20 protein-coding genes are annotated in these 23,616 nt (G+C 68.6%); 17 read left to right on the top strand and 3 right to left on the bottom strand.

The annotated features are described in order from the left end of the window. Nucleotides 1-74 precede the first annotated feature (74 nt). The 5 genes from HDA39_RS01865 (at nt 75) to HDA39_RS01885 (ending at nt 7,106) form a co-directional block, all read left to right on the top strand. Nucleotides 75-1,070 (top strand): ABC transporter permease subunit, encoded by a 996-nt coding sequence (locus tag HDA39_RS01865; protein WP_184793508.1) that lies wholly within the window; start codon nt 75-77, stop codon nt 1,068-1,070. Further along, nucleotides 1,067-2,017 carry a carbohydrate ABC transporter permease gene (locus tag HDA39_RS01870; protein ID WP_184793509.1) on the top strand — a complete coding sequence of 317 codons (951 nt, stop codon included), beginning with the start codon at nt 1,067-1,069 and terminating at the stop codon, nt 2,015-2,017. The genes HDA39_RS01865 and HDA39_RS01870 overlap by 4 nt, the downstream gene beginning before the upstream one ends. Nucleotides 2,018-2,044: 27 nt before the next feature. Then, complete coding sequence (locus HDA39_RS01875) at nt 2,045-3,706, top strand: type 2 periplasmic-binding domain-containing protein (protein ID WP_184793510.1); 1,662 nt, start codon at nt 2,045-2,047, stop codon at nt 3,704-3,706. 21 nt (nt 3,707-3,727) lie between these two features. After that, nucleotides 3,728-6,007 (top strand): glycoside hydrolase family 95 protein, encoded by a 2,280-nt coding sequence (locus HDA39_RS01880; RefSeq protein WP_184793511.1) that lies wholly within the window; start codon nt 3,728-3,730, stop codon nt 6,005-6,007. Nucleotides 6,008-6,086: 79 nt separating this feature from the next. Further along, nucleotides 6,087-7,106, top strand: a complete 1,020-nt coding sequence (locus tag HDA39_RS01885) for an ABC transporter substrate-binding protein (RefSeq protein ID WP_184793512.1) — start codon at nt 6,087-6,089, stop codon at nt 7,104-7,106. A gap of 37 nt (nt 7,107-7,143) precedes the next feature. Here the strand turns inward: HDA39_RS01885 and HDA39_RS01890 are convergent, their stop codons facing one another. Together HDA39_RS01890 and HDA39_RS01895 are read right to left on the bottom strand one after the other, a co-directional pair. After that, nucleotides 7,144-7,752 (bottom strand): hypothetical protein, encoded by a 609-nt coding sequence (locus HDA39_RS01890; RefSeq protein ID WP_184793513.1) that lies wholly within the window; start codon nt 7,750-7,752, stop codon nt 7,144-7,146. 52 nt (nt 7,753-7,804) lie between these two features. Further along, complete coding sequence (locus tag HDA39_RS01895) at nt 7,805-8,299, bottom strand: PaaI family thioesterase (RefSeq protein WP_184793514.1); 495 nt, start codon at nt 8,297-8,299, stop codon at nt 7,805-7,807. A 155-nt stretch (nt 8,300-8,454) separates the two neighbouring features. Here HDA39_RS01895 and HDA39_RS01900 point away from each other — a divergent pair, with 155 nt between their 5' ends. The 7 genes from HDA39_RS01900 (at nt 8,455) to HDA39_RS01930 (ending at nt 16,177) form a co-directional block, all read left to right on the top strand. Beyond that, complete coding sequence (locus tag HDA39_RS01900) at nt 8,455-9,465, top strand: endonuclease/exonuclease/phosphatase family protein (protein ID WP_184793515.1); 1,011 nt, start codon at nt 8,455-8,457, stop codon at nt 9,463-9,465. A gap of 226 nt (nt 9,466-9,691) precedes the next feature. Next, a complete protein-coding gene (locus HDA39_RS01905) occupies nt 9,692-11,374 on the top strand; it encodes a sodium:solute symporter family protein (protein ID WP_184793516.1) in 1,683 nt (560 codons plus the stop codon). 19 nt (nt 11,375-11,393) lie between these two features. Further along, nucleotides 11,394-11,654, top strand: coding sequence for a hypothetical protein (locus HDA39_RS01910; protein WP_184793517.1), 261 nt, complete (start codon nt 11,394-11,396; stop codon nt 11,652-11,654). Nucleotides 11,655-11,750: 96 nt separating this feature from the next. Then, a complete protein-coding gene (locus HDA39_RS01915) occupies nt 11,751-12,647 on the top strand; it encodes a hypothetical protein (protein ID WP_184793518.1) in 897 nt (298 codons plus the stop codon). Beyond that, nucleotides 12,647-14,422 (top strand): GMC family oxidoreductase N-terminal domain-containing protein, encoded by a 1,776-nt coding sequence (locus tag HDA39_RS01920; RefSeq protein ID WP_184793519.1) that lies wholly within the window; start codon nt 12,647-12,649, stop codon nt 14,420-14,422. Before HDA39_RS01915 ends, HDA39_RS01920 begins: the two co-directional genes overlap by 1 nt. 97 nt (nt 14,423-14,519) lie before the next feature. Then, the gene (locus HDA39_RS01925) at nt 14,520-15,278 is read left to right on the top strand and encodes a phytanoyl-CoA dioxygenase family protein (RefSeq protein ID WP_184793520.1); all 759 of its coding nucleotides are present in this window, start codon (nt 14,520-14,522) and stop codon (nt 15,276-15,278) included. After that, entirely contained in the window at nt 15,275-16,177 is a 903-nt protein-coding gene (locus HDA39_RS01930; RefSeq protein WP_184793521.1) for a helix-turn-helix domain-containing protein, read from the top strand. Before HDA39_RS01925 ends, HDA39_RS01930 begins: the two co-directional genes overlap by 4 nt. Here the strand turns inward: HDA39_RS01930 and HDA39_RS01935 are convergent. Continuing rightward, a complete protein-coding gene (locus HDA39_RS01935) occupies nt 16,161-16,595 on the bottom strand; it encodes a hypothetical protein (RefSeq protein ID WP_184793522.1) in 435 nt (144 codons plus the stop codon). The two genes, HDA39_RS01930 and HDA39_RS01935, sit on opposite strands and share 17 nt — an antisense overlap. Before the next feature lie 110 nt (nt 16,596-16,705). Here HDA39_RS01935 and HDA39_RS01940 point away from each other — a divergent pair, with 110 nt between their 5' ends. The 5 genes from HDA39_RS01940 to HDA39_RS01960 all read left to right on the top strand — a co-directional run bounded on the left by HDA39_RS01940 (nt 16,706) and on the right by HDA39_RS01960 (nt 23,339). Continuing rightward, nucleotides 16,706-17,296, top strand: a complete 591-nt coding sequence (locus HDA39_RS01940; protein WP_184793523.1) for a TetR/AcrR family transcriptional regulator C-terminal domain-containing protein — start codon at nt 16,706-16,708, stop codon at nt 17,294-17,296. A gap of 157 nt (nt 17,297-17,453) precedes the next feature. Then, nucleotides 17,454-19,934, top strand: coding sequence for a leucine--tRNA ligase (gene leuS, locus HDA39_RS01945; RefSeq protein ID WP_184793524.1), 2,481 nt, complete (start codon nt 17,454-17,456; stop codon nt 19,932-19,934). Nucleotides 19,935-19,939: 5 nt separating this feature from the next. Then, nucleotides 19,940-20,359, top strand: coding sequence for a YjbQ family protein (locus HDA39_RS01950; RefSeq protein ID WP_184793525.1), 420 nt, complete (start codon nt 19,940-19,942; stop codon nt 20,357-20,359). Between the two features lie 100 nt (nt 20,360-20,459). Beyond that, the gene (locus HDA39_RS01955) at nt 20,460-20,651 is read left to right on the top strand and encodes a hypothetical protein (protein ID WP_184793526.1); all 192 of its coding nucleotides are present in this window, start codon (nt 20,460-20,462) and stop codon (nt 20,649-20,651) included. Nucleotides 20,652-20,783: 132 nt separating this feature from the next. Continuing rightward, on the top strand, nt 20,784-23,339 hold the full coding sequence (locus tag HDA39_RS01960; RefSeq protein ID WP_184793527.1) for an ATP-binding protein: 2,556 nt from the start codon (nt 20,784-20,786) through the stop codon (nt 23,337-23,339). Nucleotides 23,340-23,616 lie beyond the last annotated feature (277 nt).

A 23,616-nucleotide genomic window follows, 5' to 3' on the forward strand; every position in this document is an offset into this window, starting at 1 on the left:
ATCGGATATCGGTTCTGCTGCTGGCGGTGCGCGAGTCGTCACAGCACGTGCTGGACCAGGAAAGGGATTCGGGAGTGAGTGGAACGATCGAGGTGAAACCCGCACCACCGGCGCCGGTGGTGAAACAGGCGGTGGCCGGCGTTCGCCGCCGGCCGACCCGCCGGGCCGCGGCGGGCCGGAGTTTCGGCCGGCACTGGCAGCTCTACCTGCTGATGGTGCTGCCGATCGCGTACTTCGTGATCTTCAAGTACGTCCCGATCTCCAACGCGGTGATCGCGTTCAAGGACTACAGCCCGATCAAGGGGCCGTGGGGCAGCGAGTGGGTCGGCTTCCGGAACTTCGAGCTGTTCTTCCAGAACCCGGTGTTCTGGACCCTGGTGAAGAACACGTTCTACCTGGCCGCCTACACCGTGCTGGCCAGCTTCCCGATCCCGATCATCCTGGCGGTCGCGCTGAACGAGATCCGGGTCGGGGTCTTCAAGAAGACGGTGCAGCTGGTCACCTACGCGCCGTACTTCATCTCCACCGTGGTCGTGGTCTCGATGACGATCCTGGTGCTGTCGCCGCAGCTGGGCTTCGTGAACGACGCGATCGGGCTGTTCGGCATCCCGAAGGTCGACTTCCTCGGCAACCCGGACTACTTCCGGCACATCTACGTGTGGTCCGACGTCTGGCAGACCACCGGGTACTCCGCGGTGATCTACCTGGCCGCGCTGGCCGGCATCGACCCGGCGCTGCACGAGTCGGCCCGGATCGACGGGGCCAGCCGGGTGCAGCGGATCTGGAACGTCGACCTGCCCGGCATCATGCCGACCGCGGTGATCATCTTGATCCTCGGCGTCGGCAACATCATGTCGATCGGGTTCGAGAAGGCGTTCCTGCTGCAGAACCCGCTGAACCAGTCGAACGCCGAGATCATCGCCACCTACGTCTACAAGACCGGTCTGCTGAACGCCGACTTCTCGATGGCGACCGCGATCGGGCTGTTCAACTCCGTCGTCAACCTCGTCCTGCTGGTGGTCGTGAACTTCGTCGCCAAGCGGATCACCGGGAACGGACTGTGGTCATGAGCGTCACTCTGCAAGGCTTCCGGCGGACCGGACGGCGTCCGGAGGAGTCGCGGCGGACCGCGATCGAGGAGACCCGGACCGACAAGATCTTCCTGGTCGGCGTCAAGATCATGCTCTGGCTGGCGCTGATCGTGGTCGCCGTACCGCTGATCTACATCGTCGCCAACTCGTTCAGCAGCGCGTCGGCGGTGAGCGCCGGGCGGGTGCTGCTGTGGCCGATCGAGCCCAGCATCAAGGCCTACCAGGAGGCCTTCGGCGATCCCCTGATCATGAAGGGCTACCTGAACTCGTTCATCTACGCGATCGGCGGCACGCTGATCAGCGTCACGCTGACGATCGCGATCGCCTACCCGCTGTCGCGCAAGACGCTGTTCGGCCGCAACGTGGTGATGAGCGCGCTGATCTTCACGATGCTGTTCTCCGGCGGCCTGATCCCGACGTACCTGGTGGTCCAGGACCTCGGGATGCTGAACACCCGGTGGGCGATGGTGATCCCGAGCGCGATCGGCGTCTGGCAGGTCATCATCGCGCGCACCTTCTTCCGCTCGACGATTCCCGACGAGCTCTACGAGGCCGCCACCATCGACGGCGCCAGCGACCTGCGCTTCCTCTGGTCGATCGTGCTGCCGCTGTCCAAGCCCGTGATCGCGGTCATCGCCTTGATGTACGCGATCTTCCAGTGGAACAGCTACTTCGACGCCCTGATCTACCTGAAGGACCCAGGCCTCTACCCGTTGCAGATCGTGCTGCGCAACGTGCTGATCCTGAACACCCTCTCCGGGTCGACCACTACCACCAACCTGGCGCAGCAGCTCGAACAGCAACAGCTGGCCAACGTCTTGAAGTACGCGCTCATCGTCATCTCGAGCCTGCCCGTACTGGTCATCTATCCCTTCGTCGCCCGCCACTTCACCAAGGGCGTCATGGTCGGCGCAGTCAAGGGCTGAGAAGCCCATCCAGAAAGGAACACCGCAATGCGCTCATCCGTGCGCACGCTCACCGCGCTCGCCGCGGCCGGCCTGCTGGCCACCCTGGCCGCGTGCAGCTCCGACAAGTCCGACGCGGTCGCCAACGAGACGACGGCCGACGGCAAGACCGTCATCGACGTGTTCACGCCGGCCGACCAGACCATGAACCTGGACACCAACTCGGTGACCAAGGTCATGAGCGACAAGTTCAAGCTCCAGTTCAAGTGGCAGACGACGACGTTCGACGCCGGCCCGGCCAAGGAGAAGCGGCAGATCTCGCTGGCCAGCGGTGACTACCCCGACCTGTTCTTCCTGATCCCGTGGGTCGACGGCTTCAGCAAGGCCGAGGTGCTCAAGCTCGGCCAGCAGGGCGTCGCCGTCCCGCTCGAGCAGCTGATCAAGGACAACGCCCCGAACATCCAGAAGTTCCTGGACGAGAACAAGGCCTACAAGGAGGAGTCGACCACGCCGGACGGGCACATCTACGCGCTGCCGCAGTGGGCCGACTGCTACCACTGCAGCTTCCCGAACAAGCTGTGGATGAACTCCACCTGGCTGAAGAAGCTCGGCCTGCAGCAGCCGAAGACCCCGGAGGAGCTGCGCACGGTCCTGAAGGCCTTCAAGACCCAGGACCCGAACGGCAACGGCAAGGCCGACGAGATCCCGCTGACCGCGGACACCCAGGACGGCACCCTGATCTCGTACCTGATGGGCGCGTACGCCTACCCGCCGGTCGGCGCGAACAACGGCGTCCAGGGCCTGATCACCCTGAACGGCGACAAGGTCGTCAGCCCGCTGGTCACCCCGGAGTGGCGCGATGGCCTGAAGTTCATCGCCTCGCTCTACAAGGAGGGCCTGATCGACCAGGGCGCGTTCACCCAGAACGCGGCCGCGCTGCAGGCCCAGGGCAACGACCCGAAGGCGGTCCGGATCGGCTCCGCGTCGATGCTGCACCCGTACATCTTCGTGCAGTCCGACTCCAAGGACGGCCGGGACAAGCAGTACGACTCGGTCCCGCCACTGACCGGCCCGAACGGCAAGAGCTACTCCGGCGAGCAGTATCTGCCGACGCTCAACTACACCTTCATGCTGACCAACAAGTCCAGCAAGGAGGCACAGGTCGCGGCGATCAAGATGCTCGACTACATCTTCACCGACGAGGGCCAGATCATCACCAACAACGGCCCCGAGGGCGTCGGCTGGAACAAGCCCGCCGCTGGTGAGGTCGGGCTCGACGCCAACACCAAGCCGCTGTACAAGCCGGTCCAGAACGCGCCGAAGAACATCAGCTGGGGCGCGCTCGCGCAGTACCACAACGTGCTCGCGTTCCGGAACGCGCAGGTCACCCCGACCGACATCTACACCGGCGCCGGCTACGAGCGGCGGTTGTTCCAGGCCACGAAGCAGTACGACGGTCACGGCGACCGGGCGCAGGTGTACCCGCAGGCCGTGGTCTGGCCGGACCCGAGCCTGAGCGGTGAGCTGGCCACGCTGCAGACCAACCTGAACAACTACGTGACCCAGAACCAGTTGGCGTTCATCACCGGGTCGAAGAACATCGACTCCGACTGGGACACCTACGTCAAGGGTCTGGACAGCACCGGAATGCCGCGCTTCCTGGAGATCAACCAGCAGGCGTACGACAAGTACAAGTCCGGCAGCAAGTAACCAGAAAACCGAAGGAAGACCATGTCGCACGAGTTGTGGTTCTCGACGCCCGCACCGGATTGGTTCGAGGCGTTGCCGATCGGGAACGGACACCTCGGCGGCATGGTCTTCGGCCGGATCGCCGACGAGCGGATCGCGCTCAACCTGGACGACGTGTGGTCCGGCGACGGGCCGCGCACGCTGCGGGTGCCCGACGGGCCCGCCGTACTGGCCGACGTACGGCGGTTGCTGCTCGAGGACGGCGACCGGAAGGCGGCGACGGAACGGACGCGGGCGTTGCAAGGTCCGCTGGTCGAGTCGTACCAGCCGCTCGGTGACCTGCTGATCACGACGGCCGAGGCCGAGGTCGCGGACTATCGGCGCAGCCTCGACCTGCGGACCGGGATCGCCGCGATCGACTACACGCAAGGCGGCGTCAGATATCGGCGCGAGAGCTACGTGTCGACGCCGGACCAGGTCCTGGTCTGGACCGTCGCGGCCGACGTCCCGGGGTCGGTCGACCTGTCGGCCGCGCTGACCAGCGTGCACCCGGTCGAGGCGTCGGTGGTCGACAGCCGGACGATCGCGATCACGGGGCGCGCGCCGTCCGACCTCACCATCGAGTACCGCGACAGCCCGGACCCGATCCGGTACGAGGACGGGCGGGGGATCGGGTTCGGCGTCGTCCTGCGGGCGTTCGCCGACGGCGGTACGCTCACCACCGGCCCGGACGGACACACCGTCGAGGGCGCGGACTCGGTCACGCTCGTGCTGGCCGCGGCGAGCAGCTTCCAGGGCTGGTCGGTCCCGCCGGGGCGCAAGTTGCCGCTGCCGGACGCCGTACGGCTGGTGGATGCGGTTGCCCCGGACAAGCTTCTGCAGCGGCACCTCGACGACCACACCGCGCTGTACGACCGGGCCGGGCTGACGCTCGGTCCGGCGGTCGACCTGCCGACCGACGAGCGGGTCCGCGCGGTCGGTGCCGGTGGCAACGATCCGGACCTGGCGGGGCTGGTCTTCGCCTTCGGCCGGTACTTGCTGATGGCATCGTCGCGGCCGGGGACCCAGGCGGCCAACCTGCAAGGGATCTGGAACGCCGAGCGCCGCCCGATGTGGGCCAGCGACTGGACCAACAACATCAACACCCAGATGAACTACTGGCTCGCCGACGTGACCGGTCTGCGCGAGTGCTTCGATCCGCTGACCGATCTGCTCGAGGGCCTGGCCGAGTCCGGTCGCGAGACCGCGCGCATCCTGTACGACGCACCCGGTTGGGTCTCGCACCACAACGCCGACCTCTGGCGCGCCACCTGGCCGGTCGGCGACGGCGGCGACGACCCGGTCTGGGCGACGGCCGCGACCTGTGGGGTCTGGCTGTCAGCCCATCTGATGGAGCACCACCGCTTCCACCCGGACGAGGCCTGGTTGCGCGACCGCGCGTACCCGATCCTGGCCGGCGCGGCCGAGTTCGTGCTGGCGATGCTGGTCGAGGACGGCGACGGCCGGTTGCAGTTCATCCCGTCGACGGCTCCCGAGCACCACTTCCTGCTGCCGTCGGGGGAGAAGGCCTCGGTCGACCTCACGTCGACGTACGACCTGTGGCTGATCCGCGAGCTGTTCGCGAACCTGTCGGAGGCGGAGACCGCACTCGGTCTCTCGTCCGACCTCGCGGCGCGCTGTGCCAAGGCGGCCGAGCGGCTGCCCGAGATCGGGCTCACCGCCGACGGCCGGATGCTGGAGTGGCCGACCGACTGGCCGCCCTCGGAGTTCGACCATCGGCACCAGTCCCACCTGTACGGGCTGTACCCCGGCAACCAGATCGACCCCGCCCGTACGCCGGAGTGGGCCGGCGGTGTCCGCAAGTCGCTCGAGCTCCGCACCTCCGGCCGTCCCGCCGGTGGCTGGACCAGCGCCTGGCTGATCGCCCTCTACGCCCGCCTGGCCGAGCCGCAGAAGGCCGCCGACGTCGTCCGCCACTACACCAGCCGCCTGGTCGCCGGGAACCTGCTCCACCGCGACGGCGACATCTTCCAGATCGACGCGAACTTCGGCCTGACCGGCGCGATCGCCGAGCTGCTGATCCAGAGCCACACGGACGTCGTACGGCTGCTTCCGGCGCTGCCGGCCGAGTGGGCCACCGGTTCGTACCACGGTCTGCGGGCCCGCGGCGGCCTGTCCTTCGACGTCACCTGGCAGGACGGGCAGATCACCGCTGCGGTGGTGCGTGCCGACCGGGCCGGTCGCTTCCGGGTCGCTCTGGGCGCGACGGCCGAGCCGGTCGAGGTCGAACTGGTGGCGGGTGACCGACGTCATGTGGTGTGATCCGCAACCAGATGAGGGTTGCCTAACCGAACTCAGGTAATGTTCGCTACGAATTATCCGCCTGAGAAGAGGACACAACATGAGGAGCCGATGGACCGCGACGGTCGCGGGACTGGCTGTGCTCGGCCTGGCGCTGGCCGGCTGCGGCAGCGACGACAAGTCGGCCGACACCGGGGCCGGCGACACCGAGGTGGCGACCGGCGGACGGCTGTTCTCGACCGCCGACGCGGAGACCGCGAAGCTCGGGTCGGACGCCGCCGACGGCGCCTTTCCGCGGACGGTCAAGCACGCCCTCGGTGAGACCAAGCTCGAGAAGAAGCCCGAACGGGTCGTCGTCCTCGACAGCGGCGAGCTGGACGGCGTCCTCGCGCTCGGCATCACGCCGGTCGGCATGGGCACCAACGCCGGCCAGAACGGCGTACCGAGCTACCTGGCGGACAAGGCGCAGGGGATCCAGCCCGTCGGCGGCGTCAGCGAGCTGAACCTCGAGGCGATCGCGAAGCTCAAGCCCGACCTGATCCTCGGCAGCAAGCTGCGGGCCAACGACCTGTACGCCAAGCTCAGCGCGATCGCGCCGACCGTGATGAGCATCCGGCCGGGCTTCCCGTGGAAGGAAGACTTCCTGCTGGTCGCCGACTCGCTCGGCGAGGAGGCCAAGGCGACCCAGCTGCTGAACGACTACCAGAAGCGCGCCACCGAGGTGAAGAGCAAGGTCCAGGGCTCGCCGACGATCTCGCTGGTCCGGTTCCGCCCGGCCGAGATCCGGCTGTACGGCAACCTGTCGTTCATCGGCGTGATCCTGAAGGACATCGGCCTGCCGCGGCCCAAGGTGCAGGACATCCAGGAGCTCGCACTGGAGGTCTCCCAGGAGAACATCGGCCAGGCCGACGGCGACTGGATCTTCTACTCCAGCTACGGCAAGCCCGAGACGACCGCGGAGAACACGGTCGTCAACGGGACGCTGTGGAAGGCGCTGTCCGGCGTGAAGTCCGGCAAGGTGCAGCGGGTCAACGACGAGGTCTGGTTCCTCGGCCTGGGCCCGATCGGCGCGCAGGCCACGCTGGACGACCTGGAGAAGTACCTCACCGCCAAGAGCTGACCGCCTGTACGCCGGCCCGCTTGACGGTGGGCTGGCGTCAGTCGGGGACCCGTCCGCGGTCGTTGACCGCGACGTGCGGGGCGTACCGGCGTACTGCGGCCTCGAGCTCGTCGAACGGCAGCGTCCTGGTGAGCAGGCTGCCCGGCCAGTCGCACGACGGGCCCCAGTTCTTCGACAGCTTGGGCAGCTCGGCATCCGGGACCTTCTGGACGATCAGGTACGACGACCAGGTCTCGTCGTCCTCGCCGTGCACCTCGCGCCGCTCGACCCGGCAGATACCGTGCACCTGGTCCCACGGCAGCTTCTGCGGCTGGTCGCCGCCGAGATAGACGCCCTCGCTGTCGATCGCGAGCAGGATCTCCTCGCCGTCCGCCTCGTGCCGGGACTCCGCGGTCGTGACCCAGCCGACGCCGAGCAGCACCGGCAGCCCGACCGCGAAGATCAGCGGCATCCCGCCGAACGACAGCCAGACGGTCTCGAGCGGCTCGCGGACCGGTTCGTTCCTGGCCAGCGCGACCACGACGCAGCCGATGGTCAGCGCGATCATCAGGCCGAAGACCACCAGGCCGACGTACAGGAGCCCGGCCGTGCTCTCCCAGCGGCTCCTGCGCACCACGAACGACGGCGCGGGCTCGGTCTTCGTCATAACCGCATTGTGTGCGCTGCCGGGGTCGCGCACCAGTCCTGTGGCGCGTCCGTCACGCCGCTCCGGGCCGGGACCTGACCAGGAGAGTGCTGGTCGCGGTCGCGATCAGGTCGCCGGCCGCGTTCACTACGTTGCCTTCGGCAAATATCACCGAGCGGCCGCCCTTCACCACCCAGCCGGTGCCGATCAGCTCACCGGTGTCGGCCAGGACCGGGCGCAGGTAGTTCACCTTGATCTCGACCGACGTATACCCGACGCCGGCCGGCAAGGTGGTGTGCGCCGCGCAGCCGGTCACCGTGTCCAGCAGCGTGCACACCAGACCGCCGTGCACCATCCCGATCGGGTTGTACGACGCGTGCGACGGCTGGCAGCTGAACGCGACCTTGCCCTTCTCCACGCTCACCGGGCCGAACTGCATCAGCACCGCGATCGGTGGTGGTGGAATGGTCCCCTCGGTCAGGCCTTGCATGTACTCCAGCCCGCTGAGCGCCGCCGTCTCGGCCAGTACCTGCTCGGGATCGGTCCATCGGAACGTCTGCTCACCCATGGTCTGAATAGTAGACTCAGCCAGGTTCTTTCGGCGGACCCGGTCCTCCGATCGACGCCGCCGGGTTCGCCGTCCGTCCTTCCATCGGATGAATTACCCGGGCCTTACGTGTCACGGACTTTGGTACGGACCGCGGTTCCGTAAGAATCGACGTCATGCCCGACCGCCAGACAGCACTCGCCAGCCGCCCGCCGCGCAGCGCCGCCCGCAAGCGCCGCTCAGGTGGGCAGCGTCGTACCGGCGGCAAGTGGCGTCGCGGCATCGTGATCGCCGTCCTCGCGATCCTGTCGGCGCTGCCGCTGATGTTCCACCGCCACGTGCCGAACTCGGTCGGCAACCTGGGCAGCCTGCTCGACACCTTCCTGCCGTGGGTCGGGCTCGCCGTACCGGTGCTCGCCGTGGCCGCGCTCGTCCGCCGGTCGGCCACGGCCGGCGTCGCGCTGCTCGTGCCCGCGGTCGTGTGGGGCTTGATGTTCGGTCACCTGCTGATCCCGAACGGGTCCGACGGTGGGCCGCACGACCTGCGCGTGCTGTCGCACAACGTCGACGCCGACAACCCGGACCCGGAGAGGACCGCCGCGGACCTGCTCGCGGCCGACGCGGACGTGATCGCGCTGGAGGAGATCACGGCGGCGGACCTGAAGGTCTACAAGCGCGAGCTCGCCGCGGAGTACCCGCACGTGGTGTCGCGGGGGACCGTGGCACTGTGGTCGAAGTTCCCGGTCGAGGAGGGCAAGGCCGTCGACGTCGGCTTCTCCTGGACCCGCGCGCTGCGCGCCGAGGTCAGTACGCCGGAGGGCAAGGTCGCCTTCTACGTCGCGCACCTGGCGTCGGTGCGGGTCGGCACGAGCGGTTTCACCTCGAACCAGCGCAACGAGACGATCAAGCAGCTCGGGCAGCAGATCGCGGCCGAGAAGCGCGCCGGGGTGGTCGTGATGGGCGACTTCAACGGGACCGCGAACGACCGCAGCCTCGCACCGATCACCGCCGGTCTGCGCTCGGCGCAGGGCGCGGCCGGGCAGGGGTTCGGCTTCACCTGGCCGGCGAAGTTCCCGATGGCGCGGATCGACCACATCATGGTCCGCGGCGTGACGCCCACCAAGGCATGGGTGATGGAACCGACCGGCAGCGATCACCGGCCTGTTGTCGCCGAGCTGACGATCTAAGCCTCCGCGATCCCGTGCCGGTAGGCGTACCTGACCGCCTCGGCGCGATGCCGCGCACCGATCTTCGCGAACCCGTCGTTGGTGCTCTGCGTCCGCGGGACCAGCCGGAGGTGGAGCCCGGGTGGAGAAACGCCCGGGCACGACCCAGCGGGACTGTGGTTGAAAGCAGGAGTAACGTTCCTCACCGGTAACAGCACCTTGCGTCACGAGACGATGCGGAGGCCGGATGTTCGCACAAGAATCGGTCCTGAGGCTGGACGCCCAGGCGATCGACTACATCATCATCGCGTTGTACTTCGTCTTCGTGCTCGGCATCGGGTACCTCGCCAAACGCGCGGTCTCGAACAGCCTCGACTTCTTCCTGTCCGGCCGCTCGCTGCCGGCCTGGGTGACCGGGCTGGCGTTCATCTCGGCCAACCTCGGCGCGATCGAGATCATGGGCATGTCGGCCAACGGCGCCCAGTACGGCATGCCGACCGTGCACTACTTCTGGATCGGCGCGATCCCCGCGATGCTGTTCCTCGGCGTCGTGATGATGCCGTTCTACTACGGCTCCAAGGTGCGCAGCGTGCCGGAGTTCATGCTGCGCCGGTTCGGCAAACCCGCCCACCTGGTGAACGCGATCAGCTTCGCCGTGGCGCAGGTCCTGATCGCGGGCGTGAACCTGTTCCTGCTCGCCACCATCGTCAACGTGCTGCTGGGCTGGCCGATCTGGGTCTCCACGATCGTTGCCGCGGTCATCGTTCTCAGCTACATCACGCTCGGCGGCCTGTCCGCGGCGATCTACAACGAGGTGCTGCAGTTCTTCGTGATCGTCGCCGCGCTGCTGCCGCTGACGATCGTCGGCCTGCACCGGGTCGGCGGCTGGCAGGGCCTGGTCGACAAGGTCACCGCCGCACCCAACGGCGGCGCCGAGCAGTTGAGCGCCTGGCCGGGCAACCAGCTGAGCGGCTTCGACAACAGCTTCCTGTCGGTGATCGGCCTGGTCTTCGGTCTCGGTTTCGTGCTGTCGTTCGGTTACTGGACGACGAACTTCGTCGAGGTCCAGCGCGCGATGGCCAGCAAGAACATGTCGGCGGCCCGGCGGACGCCGATCATCGGCGCGTTCCCGAAGATGTTCATCCCGTTCATCGTGATCATCCCCGGCATGATCGCCGCGGTCGCCGTACCGGAGCTGCAGGCGGTCAAGGCCGGCACCGGCTCTGAGGTCACCTACAACGACGCGTTGCTGCTGCTGATGCGCGACCTGCTGCCGAACGGCATGCTCGGCCTGGCGATCACCGGTCTGCTGGCGTCGTTCATGGCCGGGATGGCGGCGAACCTCAGCTCGTTCAACACGGTGATGACGTACGACCTGCTCGAGCGGTACGTGATCAAGGACCGCAGCGACGGCTTCTACCTGCGGACCGGCCGCTGGGTGACGGTGATCGGCACGCTGATCGCGGTCGGTACGGCGGCGATCGCGTCGGGCTACAGCAACCTGATGGACTACCTGCAGCAGCTGTTCTCGTTCTTCAACGCGCCGCTGTTCGCCACCTTCATCCTCGGCATGTTCTGGAAGCGGATGACGGCCACGGCCGGCTGGGTCGGCCTGGTCAGCGGTACGTCGACCGCGGTGCTGGTGTTCATCCTGTCCGAGACCGGCGTGATCAACCTGCCGGGCCAGGGCGCGAGCTTCGTCGGCGCCGGTGCGGCGTTCGTCGTCGACATCGTGGTCAGTGTCGCGGTCAGCATGGTCACCAGGCCGAAGGCGGACGAGGACCTGAAGGGGCTGGTCTACTCGCTGACCCCGAAGGCCGACCGGACCGAGGCGGCCCAGGCGGGCGACCACGGCTGGTACCGCAGGCCCACCCTGCTGGCCGGCATCGCGCTCGCGATGACCGTCGTCCTCAACATCGTCTTCGGCTGACCCGGAAAGGAAGCGAGAGATGGCAGACAAGCAGAAGGCCGGAGCGTTCGACATCCGGGTGGTGATCGCGGCACTGATCGGCCTGTACGGCGTACTGCTGACGGTCCTCGGGATCATCGCCGACCCGGCCGAGGTGGACAAGGCCGACGGGCTGAACATCAACCTGTGGGGCGGGATCGCGATGCTCGTCTTCGCCGCGGTCTTCGTGCTCTGGTCGCGGCTGCGGCCGATCGTCGTACCGGCGGAGCCGTCGGAGACATCCGGCACGGAACAGGCATGACCTCCGGCGCTATCGGTCGTTGTAAGACCACTAGCGCCGGTGGTCCTTTGCGGTGGGACGCCGGCATCGCCCCCGTTCCACCGCGAAGGACCACGTATGCCTGCTGCAGCTCCGTTGTCCCGCCGGGCCTTCCTGGCCCGGATCGGTGTGCTCGGTGCGGCGCTGGGTGGAGGCGGCCTGCTGGCCCGCGGCCTCCTCGCCCCGGCCGACGCCGCCACCGGTAACCCGCTCCTGCCCCCTGTCGTCGACCTGATCCGGCCGGTGCTGGCCGAGCTCGCCCGCGACACCCTGAACGGCCTGACCGTCTTCGCGATGCCCGGACCGGACCCGTACTCCCGCACCCAGGGCACCCCGAGCAGCACGCCGGGCGCGCTGGAGTCCGGCGCGACCGACTTCATGATCGAGGCCCTGGACAACTTCGTCCCGTTCCCCGACGCGATCGCGCAGCCGATCTCGGCCGCGCTCGTCACCGGGCTCGCGGACAGCGGGATCGCCCTGCCCGGGCTCGAGCTGCTCCCGCCCGAGCTGCGGCAGCTCGACCGCGCGCTGGCGGCGTACCTGCAGAGCGACGAGGCGATCCCGCTGTCGTTCCCGATCGCCGGCCTGCTCAACCTGATGGCGACCCAGGTCAACCCGCTCGCGGTCAGCGGCGTGCACCTGTCGCCGTTCGCGCGGCTGACGTACGCCGAGAAGGCGGCCGCGTTCGCGCTGATCGAGAAGACCGACTCCGACCTGGTCGCGCTGCTCGACGTGCACTTCCCGGAGCCGCTGAAGGAGTCGGTGTCGGGGCTGCTCAAGTTCGTCGGCGGTGCGCTGATCGAGTTCGCCACCTTCGGCGCGTACAGCGAGTACGGCGTACTCGACAAGACCACCAAGACCCTCCGCAGGCGCCCGGTCGCCTGGTCCCTGTCGGGCTACCAGCCGAACGGGCCGGTCGAGGGCTGGGACGACTTCATCGGCTACTACCAGGGACGCAAAGAGGTGCACGACTGATGCGCGACGTGATCGTGATCGGGGCCGGCGGTGGCGGCCCGGTGGTCGCCAAGGAGCTCGCCGCGAAGGGGCTCGACGTCCTGCTGCTGGAGGCCGGACCGCGGCACGCGAAGCCGCGGGAGGAGTGGAGTACGTTCGAGGAGGACGCGAACAACCCGCTGTCCGGCTACTTCCGGCTCGGCCCGACCGACCGCAGCAAGCCGGCCTGGTACCGGGAGTGGCCGCAGAACTCGTTCGTCTGGCAGCTGTCCGGCGTCGGCGGCACCACCCAGCACTTCTACGGCAACTACCCGCGCGCGTACCCCGGCGTCTTCCAGGGGTACGACGGTGCCGACCGCAACGAGTACGACGTGAAGCACCGGTTCCCGTTCACGTACTCCGAGCTGGTGCCGTACTTCGAGTGGGTCGAGGCGACGATGCCGGTGATGACCGCGGCGATGGGCACCAAGGAGCAGGTGTTCTTCAAGGGCGCCGAGACGCTCGGGCTGCCGGTGCAGACCACGAAGACGACGCTCCGGCCGTCGTACCGGCCGCAGGAGAACGCGATCCTGCAGCCGGGCGGGACGGCCGGCAAGACGTCGGACAAGAACCTGCTGAACTACCCGCAGGCGACCGGCTGCACCTTCTGCGGCTACTGCTTCCAGGGCTGCATGCGGCCGAACGGTGCCCCGCGCAACCAGTTCGCGAAGCGCTCGACCGACAACAGCTACGTGCCGATGGCCATCACCGCGAACGTGTGGGCGCGCGGCGGCAAGCCGGCCGAGCTGATCGCGGACGCGTACGTGACGAAGGTGCACAGCGAGAAGCGCAACGGCGAGCTGACCGCGACCGGCGTGACGTGGCGGGACAACGTGTCCGGTGACGAGCACCGCGAGGACGCCCGCGTCGTGGTGATGGCCGGCGGCTGCACCGAGAACCCGCGGCTGTGGTTCAACAGCGGCCTGCCGAACCAGAACGGCTGGGTCGGCCGCGGGTACACCGACCACTTCTTCGACTGGATGATCGGTTCGTTCGACGACTACACCGGCAACCCGAAGGGCGTCGGGTCCAGCGCGCGCCTGGACTACCCGGGGTACGGCGGTCTGGAGAACGTCGGGCTCCCGCCCGCGCTGAACGCGTTCTCCGGGACGCTGTCGGACAGCGGGATCCGCGGCCAGTACAAGAACGGCCGCGGCGCGACCGGGCCGTGGGACGGGCCGGCCGGGCGGGTGATGGGCCCGGAGCTGAAGGAGCTGATGGCCGGTGGCATCGACCGCCTGCTGACCGTGCTGGTGATCACCGACGACGACGTCGAGGCGCAGAACCGGGTCACGCTGTCGGCGCTGCCGGCCGACGAGAACGGGCCGATCCCGAAGGTCACCTTCAAGCAGCGCAAGCGGACCCGGCGGACGGTGCGGAACCGCGAGTTCATGGCCCGCAAGGCGGCCGAGCTGCTGCGCGGCGCGGGCGCGAAGAAGGTCTACCGGGTCGACTGGGCGCCGCTCATCCTGCACGTCCAGTCGTCGATGCGGATGGGGGAGTCGGCGCAGAACTCGGTGCTCGAGGGCAGCGGCGAGGCCAGGGCCGTCAAGCGGCTGTTCGTCGCCGACAACTCGGCGCTGGCCAACGGGCTCGGCGGCCCGAACCCGACGCTGACCAGCCAGGCGGTGGCGACGCGGACGGCGGAGAAGATCTTCCAGACGTACTTCGACGGGGACCCGTGGGTGCGGTCGGAGGCGCCGGTGGTGTCGACCGATCCGCGGGTCAGCGTGCGGATGGGGCAGCTGGGGCTCTAGCTGTGTCCGTTTGACGAACATCGGCGTCCGGCCCGGTCCTGCCGTTCGGGCGCCGGTGTTCCTAGGCTCGAAGTACCCCGACGAGGAGGACTTCGAGATGACTCTGACCACCGATCTTTCGGCGCTGGCCCAGCAGTACGCGGCGCAGGGCTTCGTGCTGGTGAAAGGCCTGCTCAGCAAGGAGGAGGCGGCGTCGTACCGGGAACGCAGCCACGCCCTGCTGGCCCAGCTGAACCGTAGCGACGACCCGACCTGGAAGTCGGCGATGGGCCTGTCCGGCGGCGCCACCCGGCTGCAGCACCTGCACGACGCGCAGTTCTACGACGCGGCGTACTCGCGACTGCTGGTGGACCCGCGGTTCACCGACGTGGCCGCCGCGGTGATGGGGGTGGACAACGTCCAGCTCCACCACACCAAGCTGTTCGTGAAGCCGCCGGAGAACGGGTCGCCGTTCCCGCTGCACCAGGACTACCCGTTCTTCCCGCACACCTACCACCGGGTCGGTGCGGCGATCTTCCACTTCGACGACGCGCCGGAGGAGAAGGGCTGCGTGCGGGTGATCCCGGGCAGTCACCTGGACGGGCCGCGCGAGCACGACCCGGAGGGGTCGTACCACCTGCCCGACGTACCGTTCGACTCCGCGGTCCCGCAGCCGGCCGAGGCGGGGGACGTGCTGTTCTTCACCTACCTGACCGTGCACGGGTCCGGCGTGAACGTGAGCGACGAGGCGCGGACGACGTGGCTGGTGCAGTACCGCGACGCGGGCGACCCGCCGTCGGTGAAGACGCACGACCACTCGCTCGGTCAGGGCATGATGCTGCGGGGAGTCGACCCGACCGGTAGGAGCGGCGCTTGAGCCTGTCGTCCGTTGCGACGGCTGATCGTTTCGTCGACCTCGCAGGGCTGCTGGAGTCCTGCGAGGTCGACGGGTTTCGCGCGGACTTCGTGAGCTGGGGGCACTACCGGCCGGCGTACTGGCGCAACTACTGGCACAGCCACTCCTTCCACGAGGTCTGCCTGGCGTTCTCGGGCGAGGGGCGCTTCAACTCCGGCACCACCGAGTACGCCGTACAGCCGGGGACGGTGTTCCTGGCTCGCCCTGGTGACACGCACGAGATCGAGTCCAGCCGGGCGGAACCGTTGGGGATCGCCTTCTGGGGCTTCACGTTCCGGCCGGTCTCCAACGTCGCAGGGACCGGCTGGTGGTCCGGCCTCACCCGAGCGGACGGGCCTGTTGTCTCCCAGGCCGTCGGCGGACTGGCTTCTACTGTTGCTGCACTAGCCGCAGAAGCCGCCTCTCCGTGCTCTGGCTACCAGGCAGCGCTGGCAGCTCTCGGTGCTGCTCTGGTGGTCGACACCGCTCGGGCGTTCGCTCTCGACGACGACCTGTCGGTGGAGCCGGCTCGGTCCGACTCGCGCGACCAGGTCGTGGTGGATGCCATGCAGCGGCTGCTGCTCGACAACCTGGCCAGGCCGATCACCGTGCGGGACGTGGCGGCCGCGGTCCACCTGTCCGAGCGGCACACCGAGCGGCTGTTCCGCTCGGTCACTGGGTCCTCGCTGATGTCCACCCTGCGTCGGCTCAGGCTGGAGCTCGCTGCTCAACTCCTGCTCGACCCGTCGAACTCGGTGACCCAGGTGGCCCACGCGGCCGGCTACTCCGACGTCCGGCCGTTCTCGACGGCCTTCCGCCGTCACTACGGCACCACGCCGACCGTCTACCGCCGTACGGGCGGTACTACGTTCGGGAGCTGACCGGCCGACGCCACAGCGCGACCACGGCGACCAGCCCGGCCAGTGCCGGCAGCAGTCCGAGCGTCCCGTGGAACGGCGGCACGATGGTCTTGTACGCCTCTCCGCCGACGCTCACGTCGATCAGTGCGACGGTGGCGCCCACCGCGAAGAGCGTCGTACCGACCCAGCGGGTCCAGCGCTTGCCGCGGCTCACTCCGGCCAGTGTCGTCAGCCAGCCGACCAGGCCGAGGACTCCGACGACGACCAGGTAAGCCGTGATCGCCGTCCGGTCCTTGCTGACGTCGGCGGCCGACCAGTCCGGGTACGCGCTGCGTACGTGGTCGCCGATGCTGTCGACCGTCATCAGGTTGACCAGTGGCGCAGCTGTCGCCAGCACGGTCAGCACCAGCCCGGCGAGCAGGGCCTTCTTCGGGGACATCTCTCGAACCTCCTCATTCTTACGGTGTAAGTTTGAGGGTAAACTTACGGTGTAAGAACTTTCAAGTCGAGGAGGTCGCCGTGCCGGGTCGCCGGGCGCCAGGACAACGCGTGGGGCTGACGCGCGAGGCGGTGCTGCGCGCGGCCGTCGTACTGGCCGATCGGGAAGGGCTGAAGGCGCTGTCGATGCGACGGCTGGGTGCTGAGCTCGGCGTCGAGGCGATGACCTTGTATCACCACCTGCCGAGCAAGGACGCCCTGCTGGACGGCCTGGTCGAGCAGCTGATCACTCCCTTGACCCCACCGACCTTCCAGGAGTCCTGGCGGGAGGGCATGCGCTCCTATGCGGTCGATCTGCGCACCGCACTGCTCGCACACCCCAACCTGGTTCCTCTGATCGCCTCCAGGCCGGCTGTCACGGCTCAGAACCTCCGCGTCCTGGAGACGGCGCTGGAAGGGCTCAGCGCTGCTGGACTGCAGCCCGCCCGAGCGCTGGACGTCCTGTACGCCGTGACCGGCTTCGTCGTCGGCCATGTCGTGACGGCCTCGGACGGTGACCCGGTCGACCACCTGGCTGCGATCGACGCGGGGGAGTTCCCGCTGCTGGCGAAGGCGGCGGCCGCCGGACCGGACCGCGATGCGGACACGCGTTTCACGTTCGCGCTCGACGCCCTGCTGAAAGGACTCGACGCGGGGCGGTAGTATGGAGGTATGCGAGTGAGCCTGCTCCTTAGTTAGCCGTACTGGCAGATCCACGTCAGTACGGCATCCCCTCCTGTGTGAGGGGCTTTTTCATGTCTGGGATGCCTTTCTGGCACATTTGGGCTCAACCATCACAGAAGAATGCGGGAGTAGGACCGTGAGCGAGCAGGTGGAAGACACTCCGATCGACCGGGGCGGCTACGACTTCACCGCCATGCAGGACAAGTGGCGGCCGGTCTGGGAGAAGCTCGACCCGTTCAAGGCCAAGGACGACGGCTCGGCCGAGCGGCGGTACGCGCTGACGATGTTCTCCTACCCGTCGGGCGACCTGCACATGGGCCACGGCGAGGTCTTCGCGCTGCACGACGTCCTGGCCCGGTACTGGTTCCAGCAGGGCTACGACGTGATGAACCCGATCGGCTGGGACTCCTTCGGGCTGCCCGCCGAGAACGCGGCGATCAAGCGCAACGAGCACCCGGCGACGTACACGTACGCCAACATCGAGACCCAGGCCGAGTCGATCCGCCGCTACGCGCTGAGCTTCGACTGGTCGCGCCGGCTGCACACGTCCGACCCGGAGTACTACAAGTGGACGCAGTGGCTGTTCCTGCAGTTCTTCGAGCGGGGACTGGCCTACCGCAAGGCGTCGTTCGTCAACTGGTGCCCGCACGACCAGACCGTGCTGGCCAACGAGCAGGTCGTCCAGGGCCGGTGCGAGCGGTGTGGCCACGAGGTCACCAAGCGCGAGCTGACCCAGTGGTACTTCAAGACCACCGAGTACGCGCAGCGCCTGCTGGACGACATGGACCAGCTGCAGTGGCCCGAAGAGATCCTGCTGATGCAGCGGAACTGGATCGGCCGGTCCGAGGGCGCGTTCGCCTCGTTCCAGGTCGAGGGCCGCGACGAGCCGATCAAGGTGTTCACCACGCGCCCCGACACGCTGTTCGGCGCCACCTTCATGGTGGTCGCGCCGGACGCCAAGCTGGCCGAGGAGCTGGTCACGCCGGACCAGCGCGCGGCGTTCGACGAGTACCTGAAGGCCGTCAAGGCGTCGACCGAGATCGAGCGGTTGAGCACCGAGCGCGAGAAGACCGGCGTCTTCCTGGGCTCGTACGCCGTCAACCCGGTCACCGGCGAGCGGATCCCGATCTGGGCCGCCGACTACGTGCTGGCCGACTACGGCACCGGCGCGATCATGGCGGTGCCGGGCCAGGACAGCCGCGACTGGGAGTTCGCCGAGAAGTTCGGCCTGCCGATCGTGCGCACCGTGCAGCCGGAAGAGGGCTTCGACGGCAAGGCGTACACCGGCGAGGGCCCGGCGATCAACAGTTCGAATCGTGAAATCAGCTTGGACGGGCTGGAGATCGGCGAGGCCAAGACCAAGATCATCGACTGGCTGCAGGACAAGGAGCTGGGCGAGCGCACGATCAACTACCGGCTGCGCGACTGGCTGCTGAGCCGCCAGCGCTACTGGGGTGCGCCGATCCCGATCATCCACTGCCCTTCGTGCGGTGAGGTTCCGGTGCCCGAGGACCAGCTGCCGGTCGAGCTGCCGGACCTGCGCGGTGCGGCGCTGCAGCCCAAGGGCGTCTCGCCGCTGGCCTCGGTCCGCGAATGGGTCGAGGTGGCCTGCCCGAAGTGCGGCGGCGCCGCCGAGCGGGACACCGACACGATGGACACCTTCGTCGACTCGTCGTGGTACTTCCTGCGCTACTGCTCGCCGGGGTACACCGAGGGCGCTTTCGATCGCGATGCGGTCAATCGGTGGATGCCGACGTACCAGTACGTCGGTGGCAAGGAGCACGCCGTACTGCACCTGCTGTACGCGCGGTTCTTCACCAAGGCGCTGCACGACATGGGCCTGCTGGACGCCACCGAGCCCTTCACCCGGCTGCTGAACCAGGGCCAGGTGATCAACGAGGGCAAGGCGATGAGCAAGTCGCTGGGCAACGGGGTCAACCTGGGCGACCAGCTGGACGAGTTCGGCGTCGACGCGATCCGGCTGACGATGGTCTTCGCCGGTCCGCCGGACGACGACATCGACTGGGCCGACCTGTCGCCCGGTGGCTCGCTGCGCTTCCTGCAGCGCGCCTGGCGGCTGAGCGGCTCGGTGGAGTCCGAGGTCGGGGTCGATGTTGCCGGTGGTGACCTGGCGCTGCGGAAGCTGACCCACAAGACCGTGGCCGACGCGAGCGAGCTGATCGACTCGTACCGGTTCAACGTGATGATCGCCCGGGTGATGGAGCTGGTGAACGCCACCCGCAAGGCGATCGACTCCGGTCCGGGGGCCGCCGACCCGGCGGTGCGCGAGGCGACCGAGGCGGTGGCGATCCTGCTGAGCCTGGTCGCGCCGTACACGGCCGAGGACATGTGGGAGAACCTGGGCCACCAGCCGACGGTCGCCAAGGCCGGCTGGCCGACGGTCGACCCGGCGCTGCTGGTCGAGGACTCGGTCACCTGCGTCGTACAGATCGCGGGCAAGGTGAAGGAGCGGCTGGAGGTCGCCCCGGACATCAGCGACGCCGACCTGGAGAAGCTGGCGCTGGACTCGGAAGCGGTGCAGAAGGCGCTGGACGGTCGTGGGGTGCGCAAGGTGATCGTGCGCGCGCCGAAGCTGGTCAACATCGTCCCGGCCTGATTGCCATGCGTTCCGAACTGATCGACGTACGGACCGGTGCTGGTGAGGTCGTCTTCGACCTCACCAGCCGGTGCGAGCAGTTCGTCGCTGCCGAGGCCCACCAGGCCCAGGGCGACGGGCTGCTGCACGTGTTCGTCCCGCACGCGACGGCCGGGGTGGCGATCCTCGAGACCGGTGCCGGCAGCGACACGGATCTTCTGGCTGTGCTGGAGGAGTTGCTGCCGCGCGACTTCCGGTGGGAGCACCGGCACGGCACACCCGGGCACGGTCGCGATCACGTGCTGCCGGCGCTGATTCCGCCGTACGCGTCTATCCCGGTGCTGGGTGGGCAGCTGATGCTCGGGACCTGGCAGTCGATCTGCCTGGTGGACACGAATGTGGACAATCCTTCCCGTCAGGTGCGCCTTTCCTGGCTGCCGTCGTGAACAATTGACGTTGAGTGTCTTTTGCGGGGTTTTTGCTGACGTATCGTGATGTTGCCGGACGTGTTACCTCGGCGAAACACGTCTTCGCTTGAATATCCGCATGGCAGCCCTTGACTCGTTGCGCGGTGCCGGTACCGAGCTGATCGTGCGCGCGACCAGGAACATCTGCGCGGGCAGCCTGCTCAACGCCGACCACGGCCGGACCCTCACCGCGGCCCGCCTCTCGGACTGGACCGAGGTCCTTTCCCTGTACGCCGAGGAGAAGGCCGAGGACGCGCGCGTCAGCGCGTGACTGCCTGTTCGGGCAGCAAATCCCGGGTCAACTGCTCTGTTCCGTGCCGCCGCCCCGGGGGTGCCCGCTGTCCCCGCTCCGGTCACGTATCTTGTGCTGTGGCGGTGTGAGGCTCAGAAGGGGTGACGGGCTTTGTCGGACGCGGATGGCCGGGCTGCGGGACGGAGCGGTTTCGCCGATCTCCTGCTCGACCTGAGGGTCCGGGCGGGGTTCTCCCAGGAGGAGCTTGCCGAAGCGGCCGGCCTGAGCGTGCGGACGATTCGCGAGCTGGAGGCGGGCCGCGTCGCGCGGCCGCGCAAGGACTCGGTGCGGCTGCTGGCCTCGGCCCTGGGGCTCGAGGACGCGGGGGAGTTTCTCGCCGCCGCTGGGCACGGGACCGTCCGGCCGGTGATCGCCGTGGGTGCTCCGGCGGCGACCGGGATGCGCTGGCGGGGGACCAGGCCGATTCCGGACGGGCTGGTCGGGCGGGACAAGGAGCTGGCCGAGCTGGCTGACCTGCTGCGGCAGAACCGGCTGGTCACGTTGGTCGGACCTGGTGGGGTCGGCAAGACCGAGCTCGCGCTGGCCGCGGCCGATCGCTTCTCGGGTGTGGACACGACTGTGGTGGTCGTCGACCTGACGACGGTGCAGCGCGATGCCGCCGTACCGTCGGCGATTCTGGATGCCTTCGGTACGGCGCCTGGCACGTCCGACCTGGATGACGTGCTGTCCGGGCGCCAGCCGGGGGACCTGGTGATCGTGGAGGACAACGCCGAGCACGTGCTCGACGGAGTCGCCACAGTGGCGAACCGGATGGTCCGCAGCTTCCCGGGCGTCGGCGTACTGGTGACCTCGCGGATCCCGCTCGGGCTGCCGGACGAGGTGGTCCGCCGGGTCGAGGTGCTCGTCGTACCGCGGAACGACCGGGACTTCGCGGAGATCGCCGCCAGCCCCGCGGTCGAGATGTTCGTACGACGGGCCGCCCGGGTCCGGCCGGACTTCGCGCTGACGCCGGACAACGCGGCCACGGTCGCGCGGCTGTGCCAGCGGCTCGACGGGTTGCCGCTCGCGCTGGAGCTGGCCGCGGCCCGGGCCGGGTCGCTGTCGGTGGAGACGATTCTGACCGCGCTGGACGACCGCTTCCGGCTGCTGTCCGGGCCGCGACGGTTCGGGGCGCCGCACCAGCGGACGCTGGCCGACACGATCGCCTGGAGCGTCGACGCGCTGTCCGACGCCGCGCGGCAGCTGCTGTACCGGGCGTCGATGCTCGGGTCGCCGTTCACGCTGGACGCGGTGGTCGGCGTGTGTACCGGCCTGCCGATCGACCCGCTCGACGTACCGATGCTGCTGGCCGAGCTGGTGGACAAGTCGCTGCTGCAGCCGGTGCTGGAGTTCGAGCAGCTGTACGGCGCGCGGTACAAGATGCTGGAGACGATTCGTGAGCACGCGTACGGCGGGCTGACGTCGCAGGGCACCGACCTGACGGAGTTCCGCGACCGGGCCGTGGCGTGGTGCGCGGAGTACGTGAAGGGGCTGGAGGGCGCCTGGTCGAGTCCTGACCGCGACCGGCGGTACCGGGCCGCGAACGCGAACTCGGCGACGTTCGAGGTGGCGCTGGAGCGCGCTGCCGAGCTGGGCCAGTGGGACACCGCCGCGCAGATCGTGCTGGGCTTCCGGATCGCCTGGCAGTACCAGGCGAGCGTGGCGCAGAGCGGGATCCGCTGGGCGGTGGAGTGCGCCGAGAACGTGGAGGACAAGGAGGTCAGCGGGATGCTGCTGGCCATCGGTGGCCGGCTGTCGAGCCTGACTGGCGACGTACGGGCTGCTCGGCGGTTGTACGGCGAAGCCCGCACGCTGATCGCGCCGGAGTCGGAGATGGGCCTGGTGGCTCGTGGGGGCTGGGTGTCGTCCGGGTCGCTGCTGCTGGACACGGCGAGTCTGGCCGAGATCCCGACGCTTGTGGCCGACGCGCGGGAGCACGGGAACGTCCAGCGGTCCGCGACGGTCCAGGCGATCTGTGGGCTCGCGCTGGGCCGGTGGGGTCGGCTGCCGGAGGCCAAGGAGCTGCTGCTGGCCTGGGAGGCCGCGCTGGTGAACCCGGGGGTCTACCCGGACGAGATCGCGTACATGGCGCTCAGCCGGGTCTCGCTCGAGCTGGGCGACCTCGGTGAGGCGCGGCGGTGGGCGGAGCTCGCCCGCGACAGTCAGGCCTCCGACGACCCGGAGCGGACGAAGATCGCCGGGTGCCTGGCGATGGTGGAGTTCCAGGAGGGGCGCTTCGACGAGGCGCAGGCCCTGCTGGACGAGGCCGATGCGGACATCCGCGGGCACCGGGGGTACTTCGACTACCTGGTGATGCTGTACCGAAGCCGGCTTGCCCGGCGTACTGGGGACCTTGCTGCGGCCCGTGTCGCGATTCGCGACGCGGTGAGCCGGCTGCAGGTTGAGGGGCGTGTCGTCTACCTGCTGGATGTGCTGCCGGAGGCGGTCGCCGTACTGCATGCGGCTGGGCAGTCGGCTGCCGCTGACCTGCTGTGCGGGCAGCTGCTGGCCTGGCAGCGGACGATGGACCCGCCGATGCTGCCGACCGCTTGGGCGGTCCTGCAGGAGTCGTGCTCGAGCGCCTCGCAGGCGCCGGGCTGGCCTGAGCCGAACCCGGCCGAGTCCGTACGGCGGCTGGCGGACGACGTACTGCGCGCGCTTTCCTAAACGCTTCTCCAGTGAAGCTACCGGGGAACTGCCGGTTCTTCTGCCTCGTCGTGGGGGCCTGTCCCGACCAAGATATTCGGTGTAGGGCAGGTGCCACACAGACAGAGTTCGACGGCCGGACCGGGTGTCCGAGGCAGGAGGTGGACCGTGACGAGGCAACTGCGGACCACCGACCGGCTTAGGGAGACCACGGGACGGGCGGAGGCGACACGGAGCAGGTCCGGCAGTGATCGGTGGGGGCGCCGTTCAGCTGTCGTGAAGCTCCGGAGTGCTGCGA

Source organism: Kribbella italica, assembly GCF_014205135.1.
GTDB classification, from domain to species: Bacteria; Actinomycetota; Actinomycetes; order Propionibacteriales; family Kribbellaceae; genus Kribbella; species Kribbella italica.

What these genes read in the sequence shown, in the direction of transcription:
- HDA39_RS01870 (WP_184793509.1), top strand. Translation starts at nt 1,067, where the DNA reads ATGAGCGTCACTCTGCAAGGCTTCCGGCGGACCGGACGGCGTCCGGAG.
- HDA39_RS01875 (WP_184793510.1), top strand. Translation starts at nt 2,045, where the DNA reads ATGCGCTCATCCGTGCGCACGCTCACCGCGCTCGCCGCGGCCGGCCTG.
- HDA39_RS01880 (WP_184793511.1), top strand. Translation starts at nt 3,728, where the DNA reads ATGTCGCACGAGTTGTGGTTCTCGACGCCCGCACCGGATTGGTTCGAG.
- HDA39_RS01885 (WP_184793512.1), top strand. Translation starts at nt 6,087, where the DNA reads ATGAGGAGCCGATGGACCGCGACGGTCGCGGGACTGGCTGTGCTCGGC.
- HDA39_RS01890 (WP_184793513.1), bottom strand. Translation starts at nt 7,752, where the DNA reads ATGACGAAGACCGAGCCCGCGCCGTCGTTCGTGGTGCGCAGGAGCCGC.
- HDA39_RS01895 (WP_184793514.1), bottom strand. Translation starts at nt 8,299, where the DNA reads ATGGGTGAGCAGACGTTCCGATGGACCGATCCCGAGCAGGTACTGGCC.
- HDA39_RS01900 (WP_184793515.1), top strand. Translation starts at nt 8,455, where the DNA reads ATGCCCGACCGCCAGACAGCACTCGCCAGCCGCCCGCCGCGCAGCGCC.
- HDA39_RS01905 (WP_184793516.1), top strand. Translation starts at nt 9,692, where the DNA reads ATGTTCGCACAAGAATCGGTCCTGAGGCTGGACGCCCAGGCGATCGAC.
- HDA39_RS01910 (WP_184793517.1), top strand. Translation starts at nt 11,394, where the DNA reads ATGGCAGACAAGCAGAAGGCCGGAGCGTTCGACATCCGGGTGGTGATC.
- HDA39_RS01915 (WP_184793518.1), top strand. Translation starts at nt 11,751, where the DNA reads ATGCCTGCTGCAGCTCCGTTGTCCCGCCGGGCCTTCCTGGCCCGGATC.
- HDA39_RS01920 (WP_184793519.1), top strand. Translation starts at nt 12,647, where the DNA reads ATGCGCGACGTGATCGTGATCGGGGCCGGCGGTGGCGGCCCGGTGGTC.
- HDA39_RS01925 (WP_184793520.1), top strand. Translation starts at nt 14,520, where the DNA reads ATGACTCTGACCACCGATCTTTCGGCGCTGGCCCAGCAGTACGCGGCG.
- HDA39_RS01935 (WP_184793522.1), bottom strand. Translation starts at nt 16,595, where the DNA reads ATGTCCCCGAAGAAGGCCCTGCTCGCCGGGCTGGTGCTGACCGTGCTG.
- HDA39_RS01950 (WP_184793525.1), top strand. Translation starts at nt 19,940, where the DNA reads ATGCGTTCCGAACTGATCGACGTACGGACCGGTGCTGGTGAGGTCGTC.
- HDA39_RS01955 (WP_184793526.1), top strand. Translation starts at nt 20,460, where the DNA reads ATGGCAGCCCTTGACTCGTTGCGCGGTGCCGGTACCGAGCTGATCGTG.